Source organism: Salinibacterium xinjiangense, assembly GCF_014645015.1.
Taxonomy (GTDB): domain Bacteria; phylum Actinomycetota; class Actinomycetes; order Actinomycetales; family Microbacteriaceae; genus Rhodoglobus; species Rhodoglobus xinjiangensis.
On record NZ_BMLC01000004.1, the window covers coordinates 230,917 to 254,700 of the forward strand.

Consider the following 23,784-nt stretch of genomic DNA (forward strand, 5'->3'; position numbering starts at 1 on the left):
CCCCGCGGGGCGATTATCGGAAGCCTCCAAGTCCCGATCCTGTCGAGACACACACCGCGCTTGCACAGAAGACCCCCACAGCCAGGGCTGAAGGGGTCTTCGCATTGCGGCAATGGGCCGCAGGGTGCTTACCGGGAACTAGCGTCCCAGGATGCCGCCCAGCATGCCGTCGAGGTTGATGCTGTCGGTGATGTCGCCAACGAGGTCAGATGCGTTGGAGGTTACGTCGGTGTTGTCAGACACATCCGCGACATCAGACACATCCGCGACATCAGATACACCGGTGACGTTGTCGACTACGTCGCTGACGTTGTTGCCGTTGGCTACGTCGCTGACGTTGCCGGTAGCGGTGTCGTTGCCCGACGCGATCGGCGCGGTGATGTCGTTGCCTGAAGCGACAGCGTTTCCGTTGCCGATTCCGCCGTTGAGGGCGTTAAGCAACTCGTTGAAGTTGTCACCGTTGAGTAGCTTGACGTCGGGTGCGATGACCACGGGGGTCTCGGTGTTCGAGTTGAACGAGTACGAACTCGTCGGGCTGTCGTTCGTGTCGTCCGACGCCATAGCCGGGCCGGCGATGCCGACGACAACGAGGGCTGCGGTTGCAGCGATTGCTCCGAATGCGGTCTTCTTCGTGATGTTCATGGTGAACTCCTCTTCAGATTGCGGGCCAGAACCTACTGGACCAGTCGGGCCCAGGTCTTCTGGGCCACGGTGGGTATCCGGAGTGATGGCGTCCCCGGTTTGGGGGCCAGGCTTCGAGACCGATGGCACAGGGTGATTTTCGACGACTGCTGCGTGCGCTCTTTCCCGCGATGCCGCGGGAACTGGCATCACCCTTTCCGAACCTGAAAGCTTCCCTCTTGTCGCGTTCCAAAAGCTGTGGTAACCATCGACCGCAGGGAGGCTGAAACCCCTAGATTGGTGTGGATGCCTCAACCATTCGTTCTCTCAGCCGAAGTCGCCGACGCCATCGCAGCCCCGCGGCCGGTCGTGGCGCTCGAGTCGACGATCATCGCCCACGGGCTCCCCCGCCCCCGCAACCACGAAGCTGCCGTCGAATTCGAGTCGATCCTGCGCGACTCCGATGTGACGCCGTCCACCATTGCGGTGCTTGACGGGGTCGCCTGCATCGGTCTCGACGCCGGCGGCATCCGGCGGATAGCCGAGGAGCCGCTAGCGAAAGCAAGCGTTCGCGGCTTCCACGAGGACAACCTCGACCTCGCCCACGGCAATGTGCGGGTCGCTGCTCGCATCGTCACCGCATGGGAGGCGCTCAGTGCCTGACCGCATCGTCTCGTTCGGGGACATCATCGACGATGTTGTGGCGATGCCGTACGACGCGATCCGCATAGACACCGACACTGCGGCATCCATCGGCTTCAGGGCGGGCGGATCGGCAGCCAATACCGCAGCCTGGCTCGGGTCGCTGGGAATGACTGTCGATTTCGTCGGTGTCGTCGGGAAGGCCGATCTCGAGAGACACACGATGCTGCTTAGACGGGCCGGTGTCACCACGCACCTGCGAGCGCACCCGACCCTGACCACGGGCACGATCGTGATCATCGTCGAGGGTGAGCACCGCACGATGCTCACCGAGCGTGGTGCGAACACGGAACTCGACCCGGTGGATGTCACCACCGAGCTGCTGGCGGATGCCGCAGTGCTGCACCTCACCGGATACTCGCTGCTGAACTCAGCCGGTGCTGCCGGGTTTGCCACGCTGGTTGCGCGTGCACACCGGGCCGGAGCGAAGGTCTCTGTCGACCCGGGCTCTGGCGGCGTCATCGCGGATTATGGTGTCGACAAATTTCTCGCGGCCATCAAAGGTGTCGAGTTGCTGTTCCCGAGCCTCGAGGGGGGCAGGGTGCTCACCGGGCTCTCCGACCCCGCCCACATCGTCGATAAACTCGCAAAAGACTTTCCGACCGTCGTTTTGACCATGGGTGCGGCCGGTGTTGTGATCTCCCACCATGGCACGACCCTGATGGTGCCGGCGGTCACTACCCCCGTGGTCGATCCGACGGGAGCCGGGGACGCATTTTGCGCGGGTTTCCTGAATGGATGGGTGCGCTCGGGCGACCTCGGGCGATCGGCGAGCGCTGGGGCGAAATTGGCGGCGAAGGCCGCTTCCATCATCGGCGGCCGGCCGGTGCTTTAGGCGCGCTGGCCAGCCTTCACGTGTTCGTACGCCGCGAGCGCTTCCCGACGCGACGCGGCGAGGTCGACGATCGACTCCGGATATTCGGCGGTGCCGAACTCGGGAACCCAGCGCTTGATGTACTTCTGCTGACCGTCGAATTTGTCAGCCTGCAGCATCGGGTTGAAGATGCGGAAATACGGGGCCGCGTCGGCTCCTGAGCCAGCCACCCACTGCCAGTTGCCTGGATTGCTGGCCTCATCGGCGTCGACCAGGCAATCCCAGAACCACTTCTCGCCGACCCGCCAGTCGATGAGCATGTTCTTGATGAGCAAACTGGCCACGATCATCCTGACCCTGTTGTGCATGTAGCCGGTGTGCCGGAGCTCGCGCATGCCGGCATCGACGATCGGAATGCCGGTGCGCCCCTGCTGCCAGGCCTTGAGGTCGCGGGGGTCTGGTTCGGCCCACGGGAAGGCATCGAACGCGGGGCGGTAGTTTTTCTCCGCGAGTTCCGGCGAGTGGAACAGGATGTTGGCGTTGAACTCACGCCAGCCCACCTCGCTCAGGAACTTTGCGACATTCTTCGTCGCGGCAGCAGGCAGGTCGCCGTGCATCCGCTCCCAGATCTGGAACGGGCTGATCTCACCGAAGCTCAGGTGGGGGCTCAGGCGGCTGGTCGCTTCGACGGCGGGTTCGTCGCGACGGTGGTAGTCGGCCAGCCTTTCGGTGACGAAGCTCTCGAGCTGGGCGTGGGCGCCCTCTTCTCCCGGATTCCACGACTCGTGTAATCCTGCAGTCCAGTCCAGGTGGGTCGGCAGCAGTGCCCACGACTCGAGGTCGTCGCCGTCTGCGATCGCCCAGTCCACGTGCGGCACGGGGAGCGGGGCGCGAACCGCTGCCTCGCGGGCGGCCCTCCAGAACGGCGTGAACACCCTGAACGGGTTGCCTTCGCCTGTCCTGACCGTCCACGGTTCGAAGAGCAGGTTCGCCTGGAAGCTCTGTGCTTCGAGCCCGCTCTCACGAAGGCTCGACTTGAGGCGTGCGTCGATCTCCCGTGCCGCGCCGTAGCGGCGGTTCCAGAACACGGCAGCCGCGCCCGTGTCTGCGACCAGTTGGGGGATCACCGTCTCCGCGGCTCCGCGGCGCAGCACGAGTTGGTCGCCGGTTGCTGTGGACAGCGATCGCAGCGAGCCGTGCAGCCACCATCGGCTGGCGGCTCCCATCGGCCGTACCTCGGGGCTGTCGTCGTCGAGCAGGTACACGAGCACGACCGGCCCGCGATCGGCCGCAGCTGTGAGCGCGGGGTTGTCGGTCAGCCTCAGGTCGTCGCGCAGCCAGACGATGGTGGGCGCGGTCATACGACTCCCACGTTGAGGCGCAGCTTGTCGGTGAGTGCGGTGAGGGTCTTGAGCTCGACATCGGTCAGCGCTCCACCGACCCTGCGGTGGATGGATGCCGCGTGTACGACCGCAATCCTGCGAAAGATCTCGAAACCGCTCTCCGTCAGCCGCACGATAGTTCCACGACCATCGGCCGAATCGTGCTCCTTGGAAACGAATCGCCGGGACGCGAGCCTATCGACCAGGCGGCTGACGCTGGGCTGGGTGATCAGCAGGTTCCGGTTCAGTTCGCGGATGCGCAACTGGCGGTCTGGCACGCGTGCGAGGTTGAACAGCACGTCGTACTCATTGAGCGACAGCTCACCGCTCGGAAATTCCGAGTTCAACTGGCGGAGCACGGATACCTGCGCGCGGAACAGGGCTTCCCAGGCATCCACCGACAACGACTTATCACTCATGGACCAACTCTATGCATGTGCACGGACTTCTATTGCAGATTAGAAGTCTCTATTGCAGATTAGAAGTCTCTATTGCAGATTGGAAGACAGTGCCGATTAGAAGACCATGGTCCTTTAAAAGGATTGAGGGTCGGTTTCAGAGGCTAGAAACCGACCCTCTCCCTTGCACCAAGAGTGTCCTGCAATCACATTCCGCTTCAGTTGCCACAGCAAACAACTTCTGCTCTATGAATGTATAACGGAAAGATAACGCTGTCTAGTTACGCAACCGTTATTTTTCAAAAACTTCACGGATCGAGGTGACATGTCCCGTTGTGCTGTGCCACCCAACTTGTCCGCGGTGACATATTCATGTCCGCTGTGCCATCCAACTTGTCCGCGACAGGCGAGCTTTTCAACAACAACGGTTTTCCCGTTGAGACACGCATTCTGGCATTTTCGTCGGGTGGAATTTACGGGCATCGAACCAAACGGCAGGAGTTGAACTGTCCGAGCGTCGATCTGTAAACCGTTGAAAGACCGTCTCACGGCCGCTGTCTGCGCTTTGCTAAGTAGCCAATCCCGGTGGGGTGCGTCCTACGGGCGGGCGGCTGTCGTCGGCGAGACGACTGTTTCCATGGTCAGTTCAAGCGCACCGTCGGCTTCGGTTGCAGTGAACGAGGTGATGACGGCGGACAGCTCGGCGAGATCGTGGGCGTGGGTGCCACCGCAGGGGATGTCGGTGCGTCCGCCAGGGAGTACGCAGACCCAGGTGCGGCGGGCTGACAGGGCGTTATCGCCTCGTTCGATCCGGACAGCACCGCCTGCGTTGACCCACTGAGCGAGTTGGGCGTTGATCTGATTCGCGACAGCATCGAGGTCGTCGAGTGAAGTAGGGATAAATCCTTTGCGGCGGAGGGATTTTCCAATCCGGTAGATGTCGACCGAGTGGTGGGGACTGATCCGGGAGGTCCGGATGGCGAGGGAGTCGAAGGCGGGATTGCCGAGCGCGTCGGCGGAAACGGGCTTGCTCCACGCGGCAGCCAAGGCTGCGTCGAGGGCGAGGGCCGCCAGGTGGCAGGCGGTGTGAGCGACCGATAGCGCGGCGCGGTAGGCCACGTCGACGTCGATTCGGGCGATGTCGCCGATCGCGGGAGCTGGGCCGTCGACGATGTGGGCGACGACGAAGACCCATCCTTCGGTTCCGGTGCGAACGGGCAAGTCGGCGCCGAGGAACAGTCGACCGTCGTGGATGCCACCGGTAACGGCGTCGACGATCGCCTGGGTGCCCTGGGCTTCCGTAGTGATGGTGCCGTGATCGGCGGGCTGGTCAGGCCAGGCTGTGTCGACCGGGTGGAACGCTGTCGTGTCGAGCAGGACCGCGGACAGCCCGTCGGACAAGAGTTCGACGTGGATCACGGTGCCTGTCGAGGTCGTCGCGCCGTCGGGGTAGGTGATCGTGGTGTCGGTGGTGAGGAGAGTCATGCGTCAGTCCGTTCGTTCGAGATGTGGGTGGATGCCGCCGGGTCGCCGGTGCCGCCTGACATCTCGTCTGGAGCGGTAGTGTCAGTGCGTTTGCGCAGGTTGAGTTCGCTCACTAAGGCGCCGGCGACGATGAATACGGCGCCGGCGATCGCGATCGGGGGGAGCCGTTCGCCGGCGATGCGGCCGATGATGGCGGCCCAGACGGGTTCGGCGGCGTAGATGATCGTGGCCCGGGTCGGTGAGACCGACTTCTGGGCCCAGTTCATCGTGAGCTGGATGAGGCAGCTCGCCGCACCGAGAGCGACAGCTGCAGCTACCCACACCCAGGAGAAAACGGGCGGCTGTTCGCCGACAACGGGCATAGTGAGGAAGCCAAGCACCCCGGCGACAAGGAGTTGGATGACGGTGATCCGGCCGAGGTTGACTTTGCCGGCGAACCAACCAATGAGGATGATCTCCGCCGCGATCGGGAGGGTGCTGACGACAGTCGCGATCTCCCCTCCTCCGAAGGAGAAACTGGCGCTGCCCGGGTCGGCGAGCAGCATGAGACCCGCGAAAGCGAGCACGACACCGATCCAGGTGAGCAGCCTGGGCGGCTTCTTGAACACGATCCACTGCAGGATAGGGACGAGCGGGACATAGAGGGCGGTTATGAACGCAGAGGTGCTGCTGTCTATCGTTTGCAGCCCGACGGTCTGCAGCCCGTAACCGAGGAAGATCATCACCCCGATGGCCGCCCCGGCGACGATCTCCTTCCTGGTGATGCCACGGAGGATGCGGGCGAAGATGATCGCGCTGATCAGGCCGGCGGTGATGAACCGCATACCGATGAAGAACCACGGCCCGCTGTACTGCACGGCGATGTGCACGACGAGGAACGTCGCACCCCAAACGGCGGTGACCAAGACGAGGGCCATCTCCTGACGGGAGAGCCAGCGCCCCCGAGATGGTGTGTGCAACATACTTCACACTCTATGGTGCAGAATAGTGCACATGCAAACGGGAGAAACGTCACAGGTCCTGGTTCACGTCGGGGCGAATGTGCATCGCTTCCGCAACGCTGCCAACCTCAGCCAAGTCGCCCTGGCGGATCGCGCCGGCATCAGCCGCCGAACGATCATCAAGCTCGAATCCGGTGAGGCAAACATCAGCCTGACGGGCCTGGACCATCTGGCTGACGCGCTGGGCGTCACCTTCGTCGACCTGGTTGCCGCCCCCGCCGCCGCCCACGCCGACATCCGCGAGCTCGCGTGGGAAGGTCGGCCCGGGAGCGCCGCGGTGCTGCTGGCCTCTGTGCCCGCCGCGAAGGATGCCCAGCTGTGGGCGTGGGTGCTGGAACCCGGGGACCGCTACGACGCCGAACCGGACCCCGAAGGCTGGTCCGAACTCCTCATGGTCTCCGAAGGGTCTATCCGAGTTGAACAAGAACGCGGCGACGTCATACTGGTTGCGGGCGAACACCTCGCCTTCGGGACGGCGCAGCAGTACTCCTACGTTAACGACGGCGATTATCGCGCGCGTTTCACGCGGATTGTCGTCAGCTGACGAACCACACACTCCCGCTTGCAGACGGCAGGCCGAGCAGGCGGTTGATCAATTCGATTTGGACAAGTTGAATGGCACAAATCACGCTTGCTCGCCGCAGCGTGAAGCCTGAATCTGCCTACAGAACGGCGACAAATCGAATGGCACGGGACGTTGTGCCACCTGATTTGTCCGCGCCTGGCCTGTCGCTTATCTCCGTGCCAATAGTAGGATCTGACTCCATTGTCGGTGAGGGGGCGAAGATCGTATGGTCGCGAAAATCCTATTTCAGCGATCACAGTACCGGCGGAACAGGCTCCATTTCCTGTGGGCGCTGCCCGTCGCATGGTTCCTCACCGTTCCGGCGCAATTCATCGCGGCTTTGAGCCTCTGCGGTATCAGCGGATGTAGCGGTGGTGGCTTCGGGCGGTCGACCCCTGACTTCCCTTCGGTCTTCGGCGGAGTCCTGGTCAGCGGGATAATCCTGGCTATTCCGGTACTGGCGATTCCATGGACACAACGGTGGACCCACCGCCTCACGCTGGCTATTTTCATCGCCTTTGGAGTTGCAGCCCTGCTCTTTCTCCTGATCGATCAGCGCCCCGGCGACCTCAAGTGGGATTTCAGCGGGCGCCACTAGGGTCTCGTGGCAAGGGACGGCAGACGCCATGTCCATTGCCAGCCGAGTTGGCCAATTGCCACTCTTCATGGCCGGGCCGCCATCTCGTTGACCAATTTGCCACGCACGTGGTCTGAGCGAATGTCTGAAACGCAGCATCTTGCCCGGGCATACGGGGACGGCGGGGCAACTTCCGTTGCAAGAAGTCGCTTCGGTTATCGGTTCAACGCGATGCATGGTGCGATCCGCCAGTTCTGAATGACGTCGGGTCGAACTTTTTTCGAGCTAACGGCACCTCACGTGGAGTCGTGGTTGACGTCGCTCAACATCGCGCGCAACGTATCGGCTCGTCATGGCCGTCTCCTCAACCCGGTTTTCGCGATGTCCCCGAAACTTTCAAAGTCCCGTAAGTGCCCCCCTCGACGCTGGCAGCCCGTTCACCCGAACGTTCCGACAACTCACCATGGTTCAGATGCATGCTGAAGATGCAGGCGATGGGGAACCAGCGATTGCTTCCGGCCGCCGTCCGGCCGTTCCCGAGCGTGCCCCCGTGCCGATCCGTCGTCTCGGCGCTTGGTTTACGGGCACTGTCAGCACCGACCGCGCTACGTCGGCCTACCCTCCGATTTGGACAAGCGGGAAGACACGCGCCCACTCAAACGCGTAGGTGTCGCCACCTGAGGCGGTGATCAACAAGGTCTGCCGGGGTGATTGGATGTCAAGGAGAAGTAGACACGATGACGCGACCAGAAACGGGCATGATGCTCGCCGGTATGAACGCCGACGTCGAGCAGGCCGATGACATCGGCCCCGGCTGCCACCCAAACAAGAAGGACTGGATTTCGGCCGACCTCCCGACAAAAGCCGCGCCTCGGGATAAGCGCAACCAAGCGTCGTACTACCCCGTGTTCGCAGGCCAGCGATGCCAAACCGCGGGGCAGCGCCTAGAAGAAGTCGGGGCTCGGGGTCGATGCCTGTCGGATCGAAACGTCAGCGTGGCGATCGAAACGATAGCCAACGCCGCGGACTGTGCGCACGATGTCTTCGAAGTCACCGAGCTTTGAACGGAGTCGACGCACGTGCACGTCGATGGTCCGCTCGTTCGGGATCTCATCGTCCCCAGCGGCCCACAGCGCCGTGATGATCTCGGCACGATCGATCGTGCGGCCCTCGCGCAGCACGAGGTATTGCAGCAGCTCGAATTCTTTGTAGGTGAGGGATGCGGTCGAGCCGTCGAGCAGCACGCGCTTGCGAGAGATGTCGACGACCACACCACCGCGAGGCTTCGGGGCAGGTTCCTCGACCTGGCGGTGCTTCGCGAGAGCCGCTGGATCCTGCAACGCCAGGCGCACTACGTCGACATCGCGGCCACCCGCACCGGCCGGAGCCAGGGCCACGGCGGCGTAGGTTTCAGACCCGGGGACGAGCTGTGCAAGAAGCTGTTTGAGCTGTTCGACCACCTGGCCGAGGTCAGTGCCGGCGTCGAGTGCTTTCGCCTGGTCGACACCCACGTAGAGGGCGAATCCACGGGCCTCTGTGCCGGTCGGCACGGCATGAAGTCTGCGAGGCGGGGAGGGTTGGATGGGCAGAGCCGGAGAAAGTGGTGCACGTTCGATGGCGGCAAGTGACATGGCGTCGAGAATCCCTGAGAATTGTGGTGAAGGGCCTCTGATGATGAGGGTGTGATCCTTCTGGGTGCTACGGGTGATTCATTCAGGTAATACGCCGCTATGAGGGCGAGAGCCTGGGAGCTGGATCTGGTGAAGAACCGTACTCGGCGGAATGGGCCGTTAGGCGCACATTCGACAACACATGACGACACGAACTCCGCCGACCTCGAGGGAGGTGCTTGCGAACGTGTGAGCAGTCATAGGTCAATTATGCCAGAGAGATCCGTGCTTGTCGACAGCAAACCTTCCGATGGGTTGGACGGTCAGACGGAGCCGTAGAGCCGGTCTCCCGCGTCGCCGAGCCCCGGCACGATGTATCCGACCTCGTTGAGCCGCTCATCGAGGGCGCCCAGCACGATGGTCACCTCGCGGCCGGTGGTGGCGGCGTCGACGGAGGCGAGGCCCTCGGGGGTTCCGAGAAGGCAGACGGCCGTGACATCCACGGCTCCCCGATCAAAGAGGTACTGGATGGCGGCGATAAGGGACCCGCCGGTCGCGAGCATCGGGTCGAGCACAAAGCACTGGCGGTTCGATAGGTCGTCGGGAAGGCGCTCGGCGTAGATATGCGGCTCCAGCGTTTCCTCGTTGCGCACCATGCCGAGGAAGCCGACTTCGGCGGTGGGGATGAGCTTGACCATTCCTTCGAGCATCCCGAGCCCGGCTCGCAGGATGGGGACGACGAGGGGCCGCGGGGAGCTGATGGCGAGCCCGGTCGTCACGGCCACGGGCGTCTCGATCTCGAGCGGTTCAGTACGCACGTTGCGGGTGGCTTCGTATGCGAGAAGCGTCACGAGCTCTTCGGTGAGTGCCCTGAACGTCGGCGAGGGTGTGTTCTTGTCTCGCAGGACGGTGAGCTTGTGCGTGATGAGCGGGTGATCGGCAACGTGTACTCGCATAGGCTCAATCTACTGTGGGTGGCTATGAAGAGTTGATGTCGGAGGCGATCACCGAGGCGAAGCTCGCCATCGAGACCGGTGACGTTCCTGTCGCGGCCATCATCGTGGATGCCGCGGGGGCGACGATCGCGATCGGTCGCAACGAACGCCAACTTACGCATGACCCCACAGCGCATGCTGAGATCGTGGCGATCCGTAAAGCTGCGGAACAGGCCGGAACGTGGCACCTCGAGAACACCACGCTCGTGGTCACGCTTGAACCGTGCACGATGTGCGCGGGCGCGATTCTGCAGGCGCGCATCCCGCGTGTGGTGTTCGGTGCGTGGGACGAGAAGGCGGGCGCTGTCGGCAGCGTGCACGATGTGCTGCGCGACCGCCGACTGCCGCACAGGGTTGAGGTCATCGCTGGAGTTCTTGAGACGGAATGCGCAGCACTGCTGACTGGCTTCTTCGAAGAACGCCGCCGCCCGCCGCTCGACAGCTAGTCTGCGCTCCTGATCACGACCGTCTCGGTCGCGGGGTTCGCGGGGTTCGGCGCGCTAAAGATGTCGGGTTCGAGATAGATCATTCGGGCGGTCGGAACGGCAGCCCGAATGCTCGCTTCGACGGAGTTGATCTCGGTCGCGACATCCGACAGCCGCATCTTGCTGGCGAAGGCGATCTTCGCGGCGACCAGCAGTTCGTCAGGCCCGAGGTAGAGGGTCTTCAGGTGGATGAGTGCCTCGACGCACTCATTCTCATTGATCGCATCGCGGATCTTCACCGTGTCATGAGGGTTCGCGCCCTCACCGACCAGCAGGCTCTTGGTTTCGATCCCGAGGATGACGGCCACGGCGACGAGCAGCACGCCGATGGCGAGAGTGCCGATGGCATCCCAGTTTGCGTCCCCGGTGGCGACGGTCAGGCTTATGCCGGTCAGGGCGAAGGCAAGACCGAGAAGTGCTGCGCAGTCTTCGAGAAGCACCACGGGAAGCTCCGGAGCTTTCGCACGGCGCACGAACTGCACCCAGCTTTGAGTGCCGCGCACGTGGTTCGACTCTTTGATGGCGGTGCGAAGCGAGAACGTCTCGAGGCCGATAGCGACGATGAGGATCACGATGGGCACGATCGGCATCTCCACCTCATGCGGGTTCTGGAGCTTGTCGATGCCCTCGTAGATCGAGAAGACACCTCCGACCGAGAACAGGATGATCGACACGACGAATGCGTAGACATAGCGCTCGCGGCCGTAGCCGAACGGATGGGAGTCGTCGGCTTTGCGTCGGGATTTGCGCCCGCCGAGCAGTAGCAGGCCCTGGTTGCCGGTGTCGGCCAGCGAGTGCACACTCTCGGCGAGCATGGAGCTGGAACCGGAGATGAGAAAACCGATGAACTTCGCGATAGCAATACCGAGGTTCGCCAGCAGTGCCGCGATGATTGCCTTACCTCCGCCAGATGCGCTCATGGGATCAATCCTAGGATGATCGCATGACCACGACGCTTCCCACGATTGCCATCATCGGAGCAGGTTCCATGGGTGGCGCCATCCTCGGTGGGCTACTCTCCCCCGCGGTGATCGTGGATGGCGGTATCCGGGTAACCAATCGCACCCGCGCCAAAGCAGACCTGATCGAAGCGCCCGGCGTCACCTCCTATGCGCTGGCAGAGACGGCGGATGCCAACCAGCGCGCGGTAAGAGGCGCGGAAATCGTGTTGCTCGGGGTCAAGCCCGCCATGATCCGTGACACGCTCGCCGAGATCGCTCCCGCGCTGGATGCTGGCACTCTCGTCATCAGCGTCGCGGCCGGTGTCACCATCTCGACCATGGAGGCCGCGGTACCGAACCCGGTGCTGCGGGCGATGCCGAATACGCCGGCACTCGTCGGCAGGGGAGTTACGGGGCTTGCTGCAGGAACCCGATCCACTCCCGCCCAGCTCGAACTGGGTCGGACGCTCTTCGAGACCGTCGGCACCGTGCTCGAGATCCCGGAATCCCAGATCGATGCGCTCAGCACGATCTCGGGGTCTGGTCCGGCGTACGTGTTCCTGCTGATCGATGAGCTCACCCATGCGGCCGTGCGCATGGGTTTCACCGCAGAGCAGGCGGCGATCATGGTCAACGGAACCTTCGGTGGCGCGGTCGCATTGCTCGAGGCCTCGGACAGGTCGCCAGAGCAGTTGCGCCTGCAGGTGACCAGCCCGAAAGGCACGACCGAACGGGCCGTGGCCGAACTGCAGGAGGCCGACCTCGGTGGATTGTTCGACCGGGCGACCGCTGCGGCACTGGCGCGCGCTCGCGAACTCGCCGCGAGCTAATTGTTCTTCCCAGGGAATACAGCCGGGTCACGGCGCTCAGGCGCCGATGCCCGCGAAACGCTCGATGTCGGCAGAGTTGCCGCTGACGATGATGAGGTCGTGGTTGGATACGACCGTATCCGGCGTCGCATAGGTGAAGTCCTGGCCCGGTGACTTCACGCCGACGACGGTAATGCCGAATTTTTTCCGCACCAGCGACTCGGAAAGCGGGATACCGCGAATCGGCTTGGGCGGATACATCTTTACTATCGCGAAATCATCGTCGAATTCGATGAAGTCGAGCATGCGGCCCGACACGAGATGGGCGACGCGCTCGCCGGCTTCGGCCTCGGGGTAGATGACATGATTCGCGCCGATGCGTGTCAGGATCTTGCCGTGCGACCGGCTGATGGCCTTCGCCCAGATCTGGGGGATCTTCAGGTCGACGAGATTTGCCGTGATCAGAACCGACGCCTCGATGGATGATCCGACGGCGACGACCGCGATCGAGAAGTCCTGCGCGCCGATCTGCCGCAACGCATCGATAGATCTGGCGTCGGACTGCACGGCGTGGGCGACGCGGGCAGACCACTTTTGCACGAGACTCGCGTCGGCATCGATCGCCAGTACCTCACGGTCGAGCCTCTGCAGCTGGCCGGCCGTTGCAGCGCCGAACCGGCCGAGCCCGATCACCAGCACCGGCGCGTTATGTGCAATTCTGTCAACCACGGTTGAGGCCCCATTTTCGGTCTGGAACGTGCCGGGAAGCAACACGTGCGACTTGCGGCTATGCGTCGAAAGCTTAGCTTCACCGCGCTACCCTGATCGGATGGCAGACATCTTCGACGTGATTGCAGACGCCACGAGGCGCGACCTCATGCAGGTCCTGCTCGACCGGCACGGGTCAGCCATAACCGGATCGGGCGACATCAGCGTCAACGAGATCGTCGAGAAGCTGGGTCTGAGCCAGCCGACAGTGTCGAAACACCTCAAGGTGCTGCGCGACCATGGTCTCGTCTCGGTTCGTGAAGACGGCCAGCACCGCTACTACAGCATGGATGCCGACCCCCTCGAGACTGTTGAAGACTGGCTCATCCCCTTCCTGAGTGCTGACGTCGACGACTCCGTGATCGATGGTGGCTCGGCCGCGGTCGCGGCGTGGTCGGGGGCCGACGTGGGTGGCACCCTCGGTCGCCGCATCGCCGACGGTTCGCGCCAGGCCCGCACGGCCATCCACGAGGCAACCGACAAACTGCACGACGCATCCGAGGCTGTCGCCGAGAAGCTGCCGGATGGTGTGCGACGCCGGTTGTTCCGCGACCGGTAGGCAGTCGTCCGTCCCCGGATTCCGGGGTGGACAGTGAGTCACACCAGCCCCTATTGTTACCGAATAGCACACCAGTAACATCCTCGGTGTGCCTACGGTTCGAGGGGCGCAGCCAATATGACGCGGGATCTGTCTGACGTGCGATTCCTCACGGTTGCCGAGGTCGCTGAGATGATGCGCGTGTCGAACATGACGGTCTACAGGATGGTGCACTCCGGTGACCTGCCTGCCGTGCGATTCGGTCGCTCCTTCCGAATCCCGGAGTCTGCAGTCGCTTCCGCCATCGAGACACCGATGTCGGACGTCGGTTAGCGCGCATATCCTGCTGCGGTAGACTCACGTAGTACATTTTTCCGCGGTTCTGATTCGGACCGAGCGGTTCGTTGAAGAAATCAGTGAGGTCCCTATGGGTTCAGTCATCAAAAAGCGTCGCAAGCGTATGGCCAAGAAGAAGCACCGCAAACTGCTTCGCAAGACGCGCCACCAGCGCCGCAACAAGAAGTAGGTCGGTAGCCGCGAATGCGGCAACCGACGATCAGCGGGCGCGTTTCTTCACGAAGCGCGCCTGCTTCTTCACCAGCTTTCGTGCCTCTCGGATGCTCGATCGCTTCAGCGGAAGCACGGTCCAGGACTTCTCCCGGGCGTGCGCCAGCAGCTTCGCGTCAGGGTTCACCACGACCCGGTTGCCCACCATGCTGAGCAGCGGGATGTCATTGCTCGAGTCCGAGTAGGCCCAGCAGTCCGCGAGATCCGCGTCTAGGTTCGCAGCGACCTCGCGTGCAGCCGCGGCCTTCTCGTCACCATGGATCACGTGCCCGTCCAGTGCCCCGGTAAACACGCCGTCGAGCGCCTGCACCTTCGTGCCAAGAGCTCCGGTCAATCCGAGCCGGTCGGCGATGACCTGTGCGACGAGCTGGGGCGTCGCCGTGACGAGCCACACCTCATGGCCCTTGGCGAGATGCTCCCGGGTCAGTTCGACGGTTTCGGGCCACAGTTTCGGAGCGAAGTCTCGTTCATAGATCTCTTCGGCGAGGGCGATCAGCGCCGCCTCGGTGTGGCCGCTGACCAGCCCGAGCGCGCGATCCTTCGCCGTAGCCAGGTGATTTTGGTTCTCACCCACGGCGAGGAATCGAAACTGGTGCCAGCCGAAGAGGGCGATGTCGCGCCACGAGATGATTCCCCGGCGGAATGCCTCGCGACCCACGTAGTAGACGCTCGCACCCTTCATCAGCGTGTTGTCGACGTCGAAGAAAGCCACGATCGGGCGATCACTGGGCGGAAGGGGCTGGGCGTCTGACATCGCGGCCCAGTCTACGGTCGCGTCATCTACTCTGGTGGGGTGACGATCGCGCGGCTGACACTCATCGGCAAACCGGAGTGCCACCTGTGCGACGACGCCAGGGCTACCGTGGCTTCCGTGATCGGCGCGCTGGATGATCCAACATCCGTCGCGCTCGAAGAGTTCTCGATTCTCGACGACGCGACCCTGGCTGAGAAGTACTGGGACGAGATCCCGGTTCTCATTCTCAATGGGGTCGTACACAACATCTGGCGCATCGACCCGGTGCGACTGCGGGCAGCACTCCTGGAGGCAACAGCATGATCCGTCACATCGTCACGTGGAAATTGAAGGCTCAGGATGACGCCGCAAAAGCGGCCGCTGTCGCCGCAATCGCGAAGGTGCTCGAACCTCTCGTCGACGTGGTGCCGGGCATCCGCTCCCTCGACGTGCGCCAGAACGTGGCGTATTTCGAGAAGAATTGGGACGTGCTGGTCATCGGAGACTACGAGTCGCTGGACGCTCTCGACGCCTACCAGTTGCACCCAGACCACAAGGCTGCGGCCGCGGTGGTGCGCGAGCACGTCACCGAGCGGTCATCCATCGACTTTGAAGTTTGACGCGGTTCGTGCTTACTTTTTCGGGATGTCGATCGGGCCGGTAAGCCGCTTGTGCAGCGAATCGCGCTCGGCCGAGAGCGAATCGAGCGTTGCACGCTCGAGGCCCGGGGGCGCCATGTCGTCGAACGGGTTGCCCATTCCACTCTTGGCGTGAACGGCCGCAGCGTACGCAGTGGCCGTCGCGGTGACCTTCGAGCTCGCTCGCTGTGCTTTCTTGAGCGATACAGCGCTGCCGCCGACGACCTCGGCATGGGCCTTCAGTGCCCTTTTGAGATCTTTGAGGGCGGCATCGATTTTTTTGGACATGACGTTCATCTTGCCGCATGGAGGTGTATGGCTGCCAGAGCGCGTCGCAGGGCACATCGACGATCACCGCGGGTCGACGACAACTCGATAGATCCGTCGGGTAACGCGATTCGAGCGTTCGCTCCAGTCAGTTTTCGAAGATCCGCGACAGCATTGTTGTCGTGAGCGACGAAGCCACCCTATGTGCCTGGATTCAGCAATTGCCGGATCCGGGTGGAGTCACCCCAAACGATGGGGGAATCGTATGGGCGGTCAGGAAACGCGCCGTATTCAAGCGAGATCGGCAATGCGTTGTCGACGATGAAGGATTCAACCTTGTCTCGAAGGCTCGTCGGAACCCCGCTCGAACAATTGATGATCCCGATCGCGCCCGCCAGCGACGAGACTCTGGCGATCTGGTCAGCCAGGTGGTCGACATGGATGAAGTCGTACTGGTTTATGCCGCTCGTGAACGGAAAAGTTGTCTTGCTGTCGTCGACGGCGTTAAGGATCCGAGTGAAGATCGAGTGGTTGTTGCGATCATCACCGTGGATGTAGTAGCAACGCAACCACTGGATCTCGGCACGCCCGGCGAGGTTCACGAATACGGAACGTCGAAGGGAATCCTTCGCGATGCCGTACAAGGTGAGGGGATTCGTCGGGGTGTTCTCATCGACGCCGCCCTCCCAGTACCCGATCTCATGCATGGTGCCGAGCACTGCGACCCTCGTGACGCCCCAGCTGACCAGGCGGTCGAGCAACGAGAAGTGGTTCGACAGCTGGAGCATATGAGACGGCGCGTTATGTGAGAAACCATCCTGCCAGGCAAGATGAATGACGCGGTCGAATGGCATCGTTGCCAGGGTCGTGACGTCCAGCTGGGGGTCGAGAATGTCGACGGTGAGAACCTTGGCTCGCGAATCGATCTCTGCCGAGGATCCCGGGCGGACGGTAGCAGTGACGACGTGCCCCAGGTCGAGGAGAGATCGGACGACATGGCGCCCGATGTATCCACCGCCACCGGTCACAAGAACGCGATCCTGCATTTTTACACTCTCCATGTCTATGAGCGATTCTAGATTGCAAGCTGCCAGCTTCTGTACCTCAGGCCGCGAGTGGCCCCGCCGTCTATAATTTGACAGTTCCTATCGGCTCCTCGAGGGCCTCAACCTGTCGCGAGAGAGTCATGCCCTACGAGATGAATGCAGCTGCTGGTGCAGATCCGAAGCGACTCATCATCTATCTCGTGTTCGATGCCCGGGGGGACATCGATCGCTATATCCCCCACAAGCTGGTGAAGCTGAGGCCCTTCGCCGAACGCATCGTCGTGGTGTCGAACGGTGCTCTCAGTGGCGCTGGACGCGCAGTCCTCGATTCAGTCGCCGATGATGTGTGGGAGCGGGAGAACTCGGGTTTCGACGTGGCTGGCTACCAGTGGGCTCTTCAGAAGCTGGGCCCGGAGGTCGTAGCGAGCTTCGATGAACTGATCCTCATGAACTACACCTGGTTCGGCCCGATCGGGTCTTTCGAGCCTGTATTCGCCGATATGGATTCGCGCACCGTCGATTTCTGGGGAATGACCGATCACGGGCCTGTCACCCCCAATCCCCACACAGGCCGCGGGACGATGCCGTCTCACATCCAGTCGCACTGGATTACCGTACGTAAACCGATACTGGAGTCTGATCACTGGAAGCGGTACTGGGCCGACATGCCGCCCATCACCTCCTATGCAGGTTCCATCACTCATCATGAATCGAGATTCACCGAATATTTCGCGTCGAGGGGTTTCACATACGCGGTTGCTTTTCCCTACCAGGACTTCCCCGGAACCGTGCACCCCGCGTTCGAACGGGCACAGGATCTGCTCGATGCCGGTTGCCCGGTGCTGAAGCGCCGAATTTTCTTCCACGATCCGCTCTACCTCGACCGTGAGGGGATCGTCGGTCGCTGGCTGCTCGATTCAGCCGACCGGGCGGGGTATCCGAGGGGCTTCATCCTCGAGAATCTCGCGAAGAATGTGAAGCCGAAGATCCTCAACACGAGCGCATCGATGCTCGAAATCCTCCCGGAGCAGACCGTGGGATACGAGGTGGACAGCCCACTTCGCATCGCGGCAACCGTCCACATCTTCTACGAGGAGATGACGGGCGAACTGCTGGACCGGCTCGACACGCTTCCTGGTCGGTTCGATCTCTTCGTCACGACGAGCGATGAGTCAAAAGCCGCTCACATCCGGGCCCGGATCAATGACCGAGTAGACACCAGGATCGGGAGCTGGGAAGTCAGGGTTGTAGCGTCCAACCGGGGTCGGGACATCAGCGCGTTCTATGTCGGATGCAGGGATGTGATCCTGGGCGGGAACTACGACCTGGTCGTCAAGGTTCACTCGAAGAAGACGATCCAGCAGGGTTCTGCGGTCGGTGACCTCTTCAAGCGCCAGCAGATCGACAACCTGCTGAACTCTCCGGGTTATACAGCCAACCTGGTGGGGCTGTTCCAAGCAGAGTCGGGGCTCGGCGCAGTGTTTCCTCCCACGGTCCACATCGGATTCCCGACGCTGGGAGGTGCCTGGTTCACCAACAAAGCGCGCGCCGCGACACTGTGCGCCAAACTCGGAATCACGGTTCCACTGGATGACCTGTCTCCTCTTGCCCCCTTCGGCTCAATGTTTATCGCCCGGCCTGAGGCACTGGCGCTGTTGGCGTCTGACGATGTCGACTACGACGACTATGCGCCAGAGGGTGTGTACGGAGACGGAAGTCTCGCACACGTGCAGGAGCGCCTGGTCGCCTACGCGGCGGGCGAGCTGGGTTACCACTGCAGGACTGTGGCGAACGCGGAGTATGCGGCCATCAGCCATACGTTCCTCGAGTACAAGCTGGACCAATTGAGCGAAACCGTGCAGGGGGATGCTGTGGATGAAGTTCACACCCTGCGTTCACGCCAATCGCTAGCCAGGCTCACTGAGGGCAAAAGCTGGCTGGGGTTCCAAAAGGCGTACCTCCTCGAGCGCTATCCGGGCTTCGTAGCGTGGGCCTTACCGAGATTCAGGAAACTGCGCCCGTCACGACGCCCCGTGTCGATCGTCGCCGGCGCCCCTTCATCGAATCCAGAGAAGCCGTGACGATTTCGGTTCGCGCTTCAAACGAGCGTCGCGAGGCACTGCCGGGAGCTCGGGCCCGCAACACCCTCCTCGAGGTACAGGCCCTGCGTGCGCTCGCCGTCGCGCTCGTCGTCGCTTATCACGTGTGGCCGCAGAAGCTCACCGGTGGTTTTATCGGTGTCGATGTGTTCTTCGTCATCTCCGGTTTCCTCATCACCGCGCACCTCATGCGTGAGTATGAAAACCATGGCCGCATCTCCCTGACACAGTTCTGGGCGCGACGGATTCGTCGCCTGCTACCAGCGGCATTGTCCGTGCTTGCAAGCTGCGTAGTGGCCGTGTTCGTGCTGCTCCCGGAAGTGGTGCGGGTGGAATCTCTCAGGCAGATCGCCGCGGCATCCGTCTATATCGTGAACTGGACGCTTGCATTCGATGCCGTCGACTACCTCGGGGCAGGGAATAACGCGACCCTCGTTCAGCACTACTGGACGCTCTCGGTGGAGGAGCAGTTTTACGTGGCATGGCCCCTGCTGCTCGTCGGTGTCGGGTGGCTGGTATCGAGAGCGAACAGGCGATCAGGGGGCGGCCGATCCGTGACATTCTTCGGCTGGACGGCACTTGCCGTCGTCGGGGTGTCATTCGCATATTCGCTTTACCTGACCTGGTTCAGTCCGTCGTTCTCCTACTTTTCCACCGCTACCAGGGCGTGGGAGTTTGCTGCCGGAGCCCTGTTGGCGGTCGTCGTCGCACTCAGGCCCGCACTCGTGTCCCGACTGCGGGATAGCGTCGTCGGGTCTCGTTCGGGTGTCGTCACGATCGTCGGTGTCGCCGTGATCGTGATGTCGGCGGTGCTGCTCAATGGCAGCCTGCCGTTCCCTGGTGTTCTCGCGAGCCTGCCCGTGATCGGCACCCTGCTCGTGATTGCTGGTGGGATGCCCGGCTGGCATCCGATGAGCACGCTCGTCAGCCTGCGCCCTGTGCAGTTCACGGGAGATGTCTCCTACTCCCTCTACCTGTGGCACTGGCCCGTCATCACGATCTTCGTGACCCTGCAGGGTAGGCCCCCGACGACGCCGGAGGGGCTCGCTATCGTGGCGCTGAGCGTCGGCCTCGCTGCGGCGACCAAGTATTTCGTCGAGGATCCTGCCCGCCGTAAATCGTTCTTCACCAGAAGCCGTCGTCCCGCGTATCTGCTGGCGCTCAGCGGAGCGGTCGTCTTCGTGGTGCTCTCGGTGAGCGTGGGGGGCGCCATCACGAGACAGGCTGACGCCGAGCGCGCAGCATTCGATGAGCAGGTCGTCGACGGCACTGGTTGCTTTGGTGCAAACGCCCTGCTCGGATCCGGCGAGTGTCCTGATGCGTTCCTCCTCGATTCGACCGTGAATCTGACCGCGGCGTCGACTGACCTCAACACCACGGACTGGTGCCTGACGTGGCGGGACGAGGACTGGAAGACATGCGAGCTAGGCGACCCCGCAGCAACGGAAGGAACCATCGCACTGGTTGGCGATTCGCACGCGGCAGCTATGACAGCTGCGTTCGATGAGTATTATCGCGATCGAGGAGTCAGGGTGATCACGTACACCCGGTTCGGGTGCTCTGGTCTCAACCAGGGCACAGCGGGTGCCGACGACTCGACCGAGCAGGGCGGCTACGAGTATGCCTGCCGGCAGTGGTCTGAGAGAGTGCGCTCAGAGATTGCCGGCCGGTCTGACATCGACGAGGTGGTCTACCTGAACTTCACTAGCGGTTACATCGCGTCCGGTGGCCGTGCACCGGGATACGCGCTGACGCCGTCAGAGATCGCAGACACCTGGAACCAGATGATCGCATCGGGCAAGTCTGTCACCGTGGTGAAGGATCTCCCCAAAACCAGCGGCGAGGATGTTCCGGCGTGCCTCTCGACGCGCGTCGGGCAAAACGCTCCGTGTTCGACGTCACGCGCACTCGATGCCTTCGACGACCCGCAGGTCGCCGCGATCAGTCTCACTGACGGGCCGGTGCGGCAGATCGACCTCACCGACGGATTCTGCGATGAGACGACCTGCTTCTCGGTCATTGGCGGTGTCGTTGTCTATGCGGACAACAATCACATCGGGGGAACGTACGCGCGAACGCTCATGCAGTACCTCGGGCCTCAGCTCCGATAGCTGGGCTGACTAGGGGAGCAGACGGGTCGGCCCGCGGAACAGGTAGGTGGCCTCGCGGATGTTCGACAGGTGCAGCATCAGCATCAGCACGCGGCTGAGTCCCATGCCGAAACCACCGTGGGGCGGCACTCCGTAGCGGAAGAAATCGAGGTAGAAGTCGAGCTCTTCCGGCTCGAGCCCCTTCGACTTCGCCTGCTCAACCAGCACCTCGACGCGGTGCTCACGCTGCGCTCCGGTCGAGATCTCGACACCGTTGAAGATTAGGTCGTAGCTGTTAGTGAGTGAATCATCGCCATCGTGTCGCATGTGGTAAAACGGCCGGATGCTCGACGCGTAGTCGGTCAGGAACACGAATTCGTGGTCGAAGGTCTCCTTCACGTATGCCGCGATCTGACGCTCGCCCTCGGGATCCATGTCGTCGTCCTGGCGTGGAACCTCGTAGCCGCGCTCGGCGACGATGCGCTTCGCTTCGGCGAGAGGGATGCGCGGGAACGGTGTCGTGGGCACAGTCACCTCGACGCCCCACAGGGCCTCGATCTCGGCGCCATGCTTCGCCTTGACGGCGGCGAATCCGGCCACGAGCAACTCTTCGTGCAGCTTCATCACGTCTTCGTGGCTGTCGATCCAGCTGATCTCGCTGTCGACACTGGTGAACTCTGTTGCATGGCGGCTTGTGAAGCTCGGGTCTGCCCGGAAGGCAGGCCCGACCTCGAAGATCTTGCCGAAGCCGGCGGGCTGCGCCATCTGCTTGAAGAACTGGGGGCTCTGCGCCAGGTAGGCCTTCGTGTCGAAGTATCCGACCTCGAACAACTCGGCCTTCGACTCGCTCGCGCTGGCCATGAGCTTCGGGGTATGCAGCTCAATGAAGTCGTTCTCGACCCAGTAGGTGCGCCACGCGTGTTCGAGCGTGGTCTGGATACGGAAGATCAGGTTGTTCTTCGGCTGGCGCAGGTCGAGGAAGCGCCAGTCCATGCGCTTGTCGCCGGCGCTGTCGTCTGCGATGGGGGTCTCGGGGATGGCGGCGGCGGCGATGTCGAGCGACTCCAGCTTGATCTCAACTCCACCAAGCTTGACGCGCTCGTCGTGCTTCAGCTCTCCCGACGCGGTGAGGAACGTGCCCTGGGCGAGAGCCGAGATGGCCTCGGCCAGCGGGTCGGCTTCTGGCGTGCCATCCTCGGCGAAAAGTCGCGGATGCACAAGCTGCACAGCGCCCGATTCGTCGCGGAGAACGACGAACTGCACCTTCTTCTGGTCGCGGACTGTTTCGACCCACCCCGATACGGACGCGGGTCCGTCTGTCGCGGCTGGCAGGTTCTTGATCAGGGTGCGTTGGGTCACGGAACCCGAGTTTACCCGGCACTGCCGTACCCAGCTTCTGCCCATATCTACAGAGCGTAGAATTACGGAGTGTCCGCTGACCTCATCCGCCTCGTCCGCCATGGCGAAGTGCACAATCCCGATGGCATCCTGTACGGCCGCATCCCGGGATACCACCTGAGCGAGCTGGGGCACGCGATGGCCGAGGCGGCGGCGGCAAGCCTCGCCGGACATCCGATCGCCGCTGTGTATGCAAGCCCGCTGCAGCGCGCTCAGGAGTCGGCAGGGCCCTGGGCGGAACGTTTCGGCCTCCCCATCAGCACCGAGGAACGCATCATCGAACCGCACAACTGGTTCGAGGGCCGCAAATTCGAGTTTCCCGGTGCGCTGAAGCACCCGAGTGCCTGGCCCAGGCTGGTCAATCCGCTGAAGCCGAGCTGGGGCGAACCCTATAAGAATGTCGAATCCCGGATGCTCGCCGCCATCGAGGCGGCCTGGGCGAAGCCCGAGGGCGGCGAGGTCGTCATGGTCAGCCACCAGATGCCGATCGTCATGGTCGCGCGCTCGGTGAAGGGGATGCGTCTCTTCCATGACCCCCGCAACCGACGCTGCACACTCTCGAGCATCACCACCCTCGCACGCCAGGGTGACCGTTTTATCGAGGTGGACTACCAGGAGCCTGCAGGCGACCTGCTCGCAAATTCGATAGATCTGGGAGCGGTGTGAAGCGCGCCATCGCCGTTGCCATCGTCGCTGTCTTCGCGCTCGCCGGGTGCACCCAGGCCGACGATTCCCTTGCCAGCCAGTACCAGAACGGTTCGGGCCAGGGCTACATCTCCGGCGACGGAGCGTTCACCGAGATTGCCGTGGTAGATCGCGGAGAGCCGATCGCGTTCAGCGGGCCATCGGCCGACGAGGAGACGATCTCGAGCAGTGACTTTGCTGGACAGGTGCACGTCGTGAACTTCTGGTACGCATCCTGCCCGCCCTGTCGCGCCGAGGCCCCTGACCTCGCGTCGCTCAGCACCGAGTACTCCGACGTGCCATTCCTGGGCATCAACATCTTCGACAATGTACAAACGGCACAGGTGTTCGAGTCGAAGTATGGCATCGAGTACCCCTCGATCTTCGACGCGAAGTCCAACTCCGTCCAACTCGCGTTCGCGACTGCGGGCGCCGTCGCGCCCAACGCCGTGCCGACCACGATCGTGATCGATCGTGATGGGCGGGTTGCGGCCCGCATCAGCGGACGCATCGCCGACACGGGTATCCTCGCCGCGATGATCGATACCGTCATCGCAGAACAGCAATAGGA

28 protein-coding genes are annotated in these 23,784 nt (G+C 62.6%); 15 read left to right on the plus strand and 13 right to left on the minus strand.

Annotated features, from left to right (window positions below; genetic code table 11):
* Positions 1-138 precede the first annotated feature (138 nt).
* The gene (locus IEW81_RS12945; RefSeq protein WP_097061703.1) at positions 139-642 is read right to left on the minus strand and encodes a hypothetical protein; all 504 of its coding nucleotides are present in this window, start codon (positions 640-642) and stop codon (positions 139-141) included.
* Between the two features lie 285 nt (positions 643-927).
* Here IEW81_RS12945 and IEW81_RS12950 point away from each other — a divergent pair, with 285 nt between their 5' ends.
* Both IEW81_RS12950 and IEW81_RS12955 read left to right on the plus strand, forming a co-directional pair.
* Complete coding sequence (locus IEW81_RS12950) at positions 928-1,284, plus strand: pseudouridine-5'-phosphate glycosidase (protein WP_097061704.1); 357 nt, start codon at positions 928-930, stop codon at positions 1,282-1,284.
* Positions 1,277-2,158, plus strand: a complete 882-nt coding sequence (locus tag IEW81_RS12955; RefSeq protein WP_179691907.1) for a carbohydrate kinase family protein — start codon at positions 1,277-1,279, stop codon at positions 2,156-2,158. The genes IEW81_RS12950 and IEW81_RS12955 overlap by 8 nt, the downstream gene beginning before the upstream one ends.
* On the opposite strand, the gene IEW81_RS12960 is transcribed toward IEW81_RS12955, so the two are convergent.
* The 4 genes from IEW81_RS12960 to IEW81_RS12975 all read right to left on the minus strand — a co-directional run bounded on the left by IEW81_RS12960 (position 2,155) and on the right by IEW81_RS12975 (position 6,364).
* Entirely contained in the window at positions 2,155-3,498 is a 1,344-nt protein-coding gene (locus IEW81_RS12960) for a cryptochrome/photolyase family protein (protein ID WP_097061706.1), read from the minus strand. The two genes, IEW81_RS12955 and IEW81_RS12960, sit on opposite strands and share 4 nt — an antisense overlap.
* Complete coding sequence (locus tag IEW81_RS12965; RefSeq protein ID WP_097061707.1) at positions 3,495-3,938, minus strand: MarR family winged helix-turn-helix transcriptional regulator; 444 nt, start codon at positions 3,936-3,938, stop codon at positions 3,495-3,497. The genes IEW81_RS12960 and IEW81_RS12965 overlap by 4 nt, the downstream gene beginning before the upstream one ends.
* A gap of 576 nt (positions 3,939-4,514) precedes the next feature.
* The gene (locus IEW81_RS12970) at positions 4,515-5,402 is read right to left on the minus strand and encodes an alanyl-tRNA editing protein (protein WP_097061708.1); all 888 of its coding nucleotides are present in this window, start codon (positions 5,400-5,402) and stop codon (positions 4,515-4,517) included.
* A complete protein-coding gene (locus tag IEW81_RS12975) occupies positions 5,399-6,364 on the minus strand; it encodes a DMT family transporter (protein WP_097061709.1) in 966 nt (321 codons plus the stop codon). The genes IEW81_RS12970 and IEW81_RS12975 overlap by 4 nt, the downstream gene beginning before the upstream one ends.
* A 31-nt stretch (positions 6,365-6,395) precedes the next feature.
* Between IEW81_RS12975 and IEW81_RS12980 the strand changes: the two genes are divergently transcribed.
* Together IEW81_RS12980 and IEW81_RS12985 are read left to right on the plus strand one after the other, a co-directional pair.
* Positions 6,396-6,947, plus strand: a complete 552-nt coding sequence (locus IEW81_RS12980; RefSeq protein ID WP_097061710.1) for a helix-turn-helix domain-containing protein — start codon at positions 6,396-6,398, stop codon at positions 6,945-6,947.
* Positions 6,948-7,194: 247 nt separating this feature from the next.
* Positions 7,195-7,566, plus strand: coding sequence for a hypothetical protein (locus IEW81_RS12985; protein ID WP_097061711.1), 372 nt, complete (start codon positions 7,195-7,197; stop codon positions 7,564-7,566).
* 923 nt (positions 7,567-8,489) lie between these two features.
* Here IEW81_RS12985 and IEW81_RS12990 read toward each other — a convergent pair.
* Positions 8,490-9,176: a winged helix-turn-helix domain-containing protein gene (locus tag IEW81_RS12990; RefSeq protein WP_097061712.1), complete on the minus strand. Its 687-nt coding sequence runs from the start codon at positions 9,174-9,176 to the stop codon at positions 8,490-8,492.
* Positions 9,177-9,478: 302 nt separating this feature from the next.
* Entirely contained in the window at positions 9,479-10,111 is a 633-nt protein-coding gene (gene upp, locus IEW81_RS12995; RefSeq protein WP_097061713.1) for a uracil phosphoribosyltransferase, read from the minus strand.
* Between the two features lie 35 nt (positions 10,112-10,146).
* Here upp and tadA point away from each other — a divergent pair, with 35 nt between their 5' ends.
* The gene (tadA, locus tag IEW81_RS13000; RefSeq protein WP_097061714.1) at positions 10,147-10,596 is read left to right on the plus strand and encodes a tRNA adenosine(34) deaminase TadA; all 450 of its coding nucleotides are present in this window, start codon (positions 10,147-10,149) and stop codon (positions 10,594-10,596) included.
* Here tadA and IEW81_RS13005 read toward each other — a convergent pair.
* Positions 10,593-11,555, minus strand: a complete 963-nt coding sequence (locus IEW81_RS13005; protein ID WP_097061715.1) for a cation diffusion facilitator family transporter — start codon at positions 11,553-11,555, stop codon at positions 10,593-10,595. The two genes, tadA and IEW81_RS13005, sit on opposite strands and share 4 nt — an antisense overlap.
* Before the next feature lie 23 nt (positions 11,556-11,578).
* On the opposite strand from IEW81_RS13005, the gene proC reads away from it, so the two are divergent.
* Positions 11,579-12,406, plus strand: a complete 828-nt coding sequence (proC, locus tag IEW81_RS13010; protein ID WP_097061716.1) for a pyrroline-5-carboxylate reductase — start codon at positions 11,579-11,581, stop codon at positions 12,404-12,406.
* Between the two features lie 36 nt (positions 12,407-12,442).
* On the opposite strand, the gene IEW81_RS13015 is transcribed toward proC, so the two are convergent.
* A complete protein-coding gene (locus tag IEW81_RS13015) occupies positions 12,443-13,114 on the minus strand; it encodes a potassium channel family protein (protein ID WP_097061787.1) in 672 nt (223 codons plus the stop codon).
* 100 nt (positions 13,115-13,214) lie between these two features.
* On the opposite strand from IEW81_RS13015, the gene IEW81_RS13020 reads away from it, so the two are divergent.
* The 3 genes from IEW81_RS13020 to IEW81_RS13030 all read left to right on the plus strand — a co-directional run bounded on the left by IEW81_RS13020 (position 13,215) and on the right by IEW81_RS13030 (position 14,217).
* Positions 13,215-13,712: an ArsR/SmtB family transcription factor gene (locus IEW81_RS13020; RefSeq protein ID WP_097061717.1), complete on the plus strand. Its 498-nt coding sequence runs from the start codon at positions 13,215-13,217 to the stop codon at positions 13,710-13,712.
* A 117-nt stretch (positions 13,713-13,829) separates the two neighbouring features.
* Positions 13,830-14,024, plus strand: coding sequence for a helix-turn-helix domain-containing protein (locus IEW81_RS13025; RefSeq protein ID WP_097061718.1), 195 nt, complete (start codon positions 13,830-13,832; stop codon positions 14,022-14,024).
* 94 nt (positions 14,025-14,118) lie between these two features.
* Positions 14,119-14,217, plus strand: coding sequence for a 30S ribosomal protein bS22 (locus tag IEW81_RS13030; RefSeq protein ID WP_003792170.1), 99 nt, complete (start codon positions 14,119-14,121; stop codon positions 14,215-14,217).
* Between the two features lie 30 nt (positions 14,218-14,247).
* On the opposite strand, the gene IEW81_RS13035 is transcribed toward IEW81_RS13030, so the two are convergent.
* Entirely contained in the window at positions 14,248-15,012 is a 765-nt protein-coding gene (locus IEW81_RS13035; RefSeq protein ID WP_097061719.1) for an HAD family hydrolase, read from the minus strand.
* 39 nt (positions 15,013-15,051) lie between these two features.
* Here IEW81_RS13035 and IEW81_RS13040 point away from each other — a divergent pair, with 39 nt between their 5' ends.
* Together IEW81_RS13040 and IEW81_RS13045 are read left to right on the plus strand one after the other, a co-directional pair.
* A complete protein-coding gene (locus tag IEW81_RS13040) occupies positions 15,052-15,315 on the plus strand; it encodes a glutaredoxin family protein (RefSeq protein WP_097061720.1) in 264 nt (87 codons plus the stop codon).
* The gene (locus IEW81_RS13045; protein ID WP_097061721.1) at positions 15,312-15,611 is read left to right on the plus strand and encodes a Dabb family protein; all 300 of its coding nucleotides are present in this window, start codon (positions 15,312-15,314) and stop codon (positions 15,609-15,611) included. The genes IEW81_RS13040 and IEW81_RS13045 overlap by 4 nt, the downstream gene beginning before the upstream one ends.
* A gap of 12 nt (positions 15,612-15,623) precedes the next feature.
* Here the strand turns inward: IEW81_RS13045 and IEW81_RS13050 are convergent, their stop codons facing one another.
* Positions 15,624-15,917: a hypothetical protein gene (locus IEW81_RS13050; RefSeq protein ID WP_097061788.1), complete on the minus strand. Its 294-nt coding sequence runs from the start codon at positions 15,915-15,917 to the stop codon at positions 15,624-15,626.
* 179 nt (positions 15,918-16,096) lie between these two features.
* On the minus strand, positions 16,097-16,942 hold the full coding sequence (locus IEW81_RS13055) for an NAD-dependent epimerase/dehydratase family protein (RefSeq protein ID WP_097061722.1): 846 nt from the start codon (positions 16,940-16,942) through the stop codon (positions 16,097-16,099).
* 140 nt (positions 16,943-17,082) lie between these two features.
* Between IEW81_RS13055 and IEW81_RS13060 the strand changes: the two genes are divergently transcribed.
* Positions 17,083-19,023 carry a rhamnan synthesis F family protein gene (locus IEW81_RS13060; protein WP_097061723.1) on the plus strand — a complete coding sequence of 647 codons (1,941 nt, stop codon included), beginning with the start codon at positions 17,083-17,085 and terminating at the stop codon, positions 19,021-19,023.
* Positions 19,020-21,152, plus strand: a complete 2,133-nt coding sequence (locus IEW81_RS13065; protein WP_179691908.1) for an acyltransferase family protein — start codon at positions 19,020-19,022, stop codon at positions 21,150-21,152. Before IEW81_RS13060 ends, IEW81_RS13065 begins: the two co-directional genes overlap by 4 nt.
* A 9-nt stretch (positions 21,153-21,161) precedes the next feature.
* On the opposite strand, the gene aspS is transcribed toward IEW81_RS13065, so the two are convergent.
* Positions 21,162-22,490 carry an aspartate--tRNA(Asn) ligase gene (aspS, locus tag IEW81_RS13070; protein ID WP_097061725.1) on the minus strand — a complete coding sequence of 443 codons (1,329 nt, stop codon included), beginning with the start codon at positions 22,488-22,490 and terminating at the stop codon, positions 21,162-21,164.
* Between the two features lie 69 nt (positions 22,491-22,559).
* Here aspS and IEW81_RS13075 point away from each other — a divergent pair, with 69 nt between their 5' ends.
* Entirely contained in the window at positions 22,560-23,195 is a 636-nt protein-coding gene (locus IEW81_RS13075; protein ID WP_097061726.1) for a histidine phosphatase family protein, read from the plus strand.
* On the plus strand, positions 23,192-23,782 hold the full coding sequence (locus IEW81_RS13080; protein WP_097061727.1) for a TlpA family protein disulfide reductase: 591 nt from the start codon (positions 23,192-23,194) through the stop codon (positions 23,780-23,782). The genes IEW81_RS13075 and IEW81_RS13080 overlap by 4 nt, the downstream gene beginning before the upstream one ends.
* The last annotated feature ends 2 nt before the right edge of the window (positions 23,783-23,784 follow it).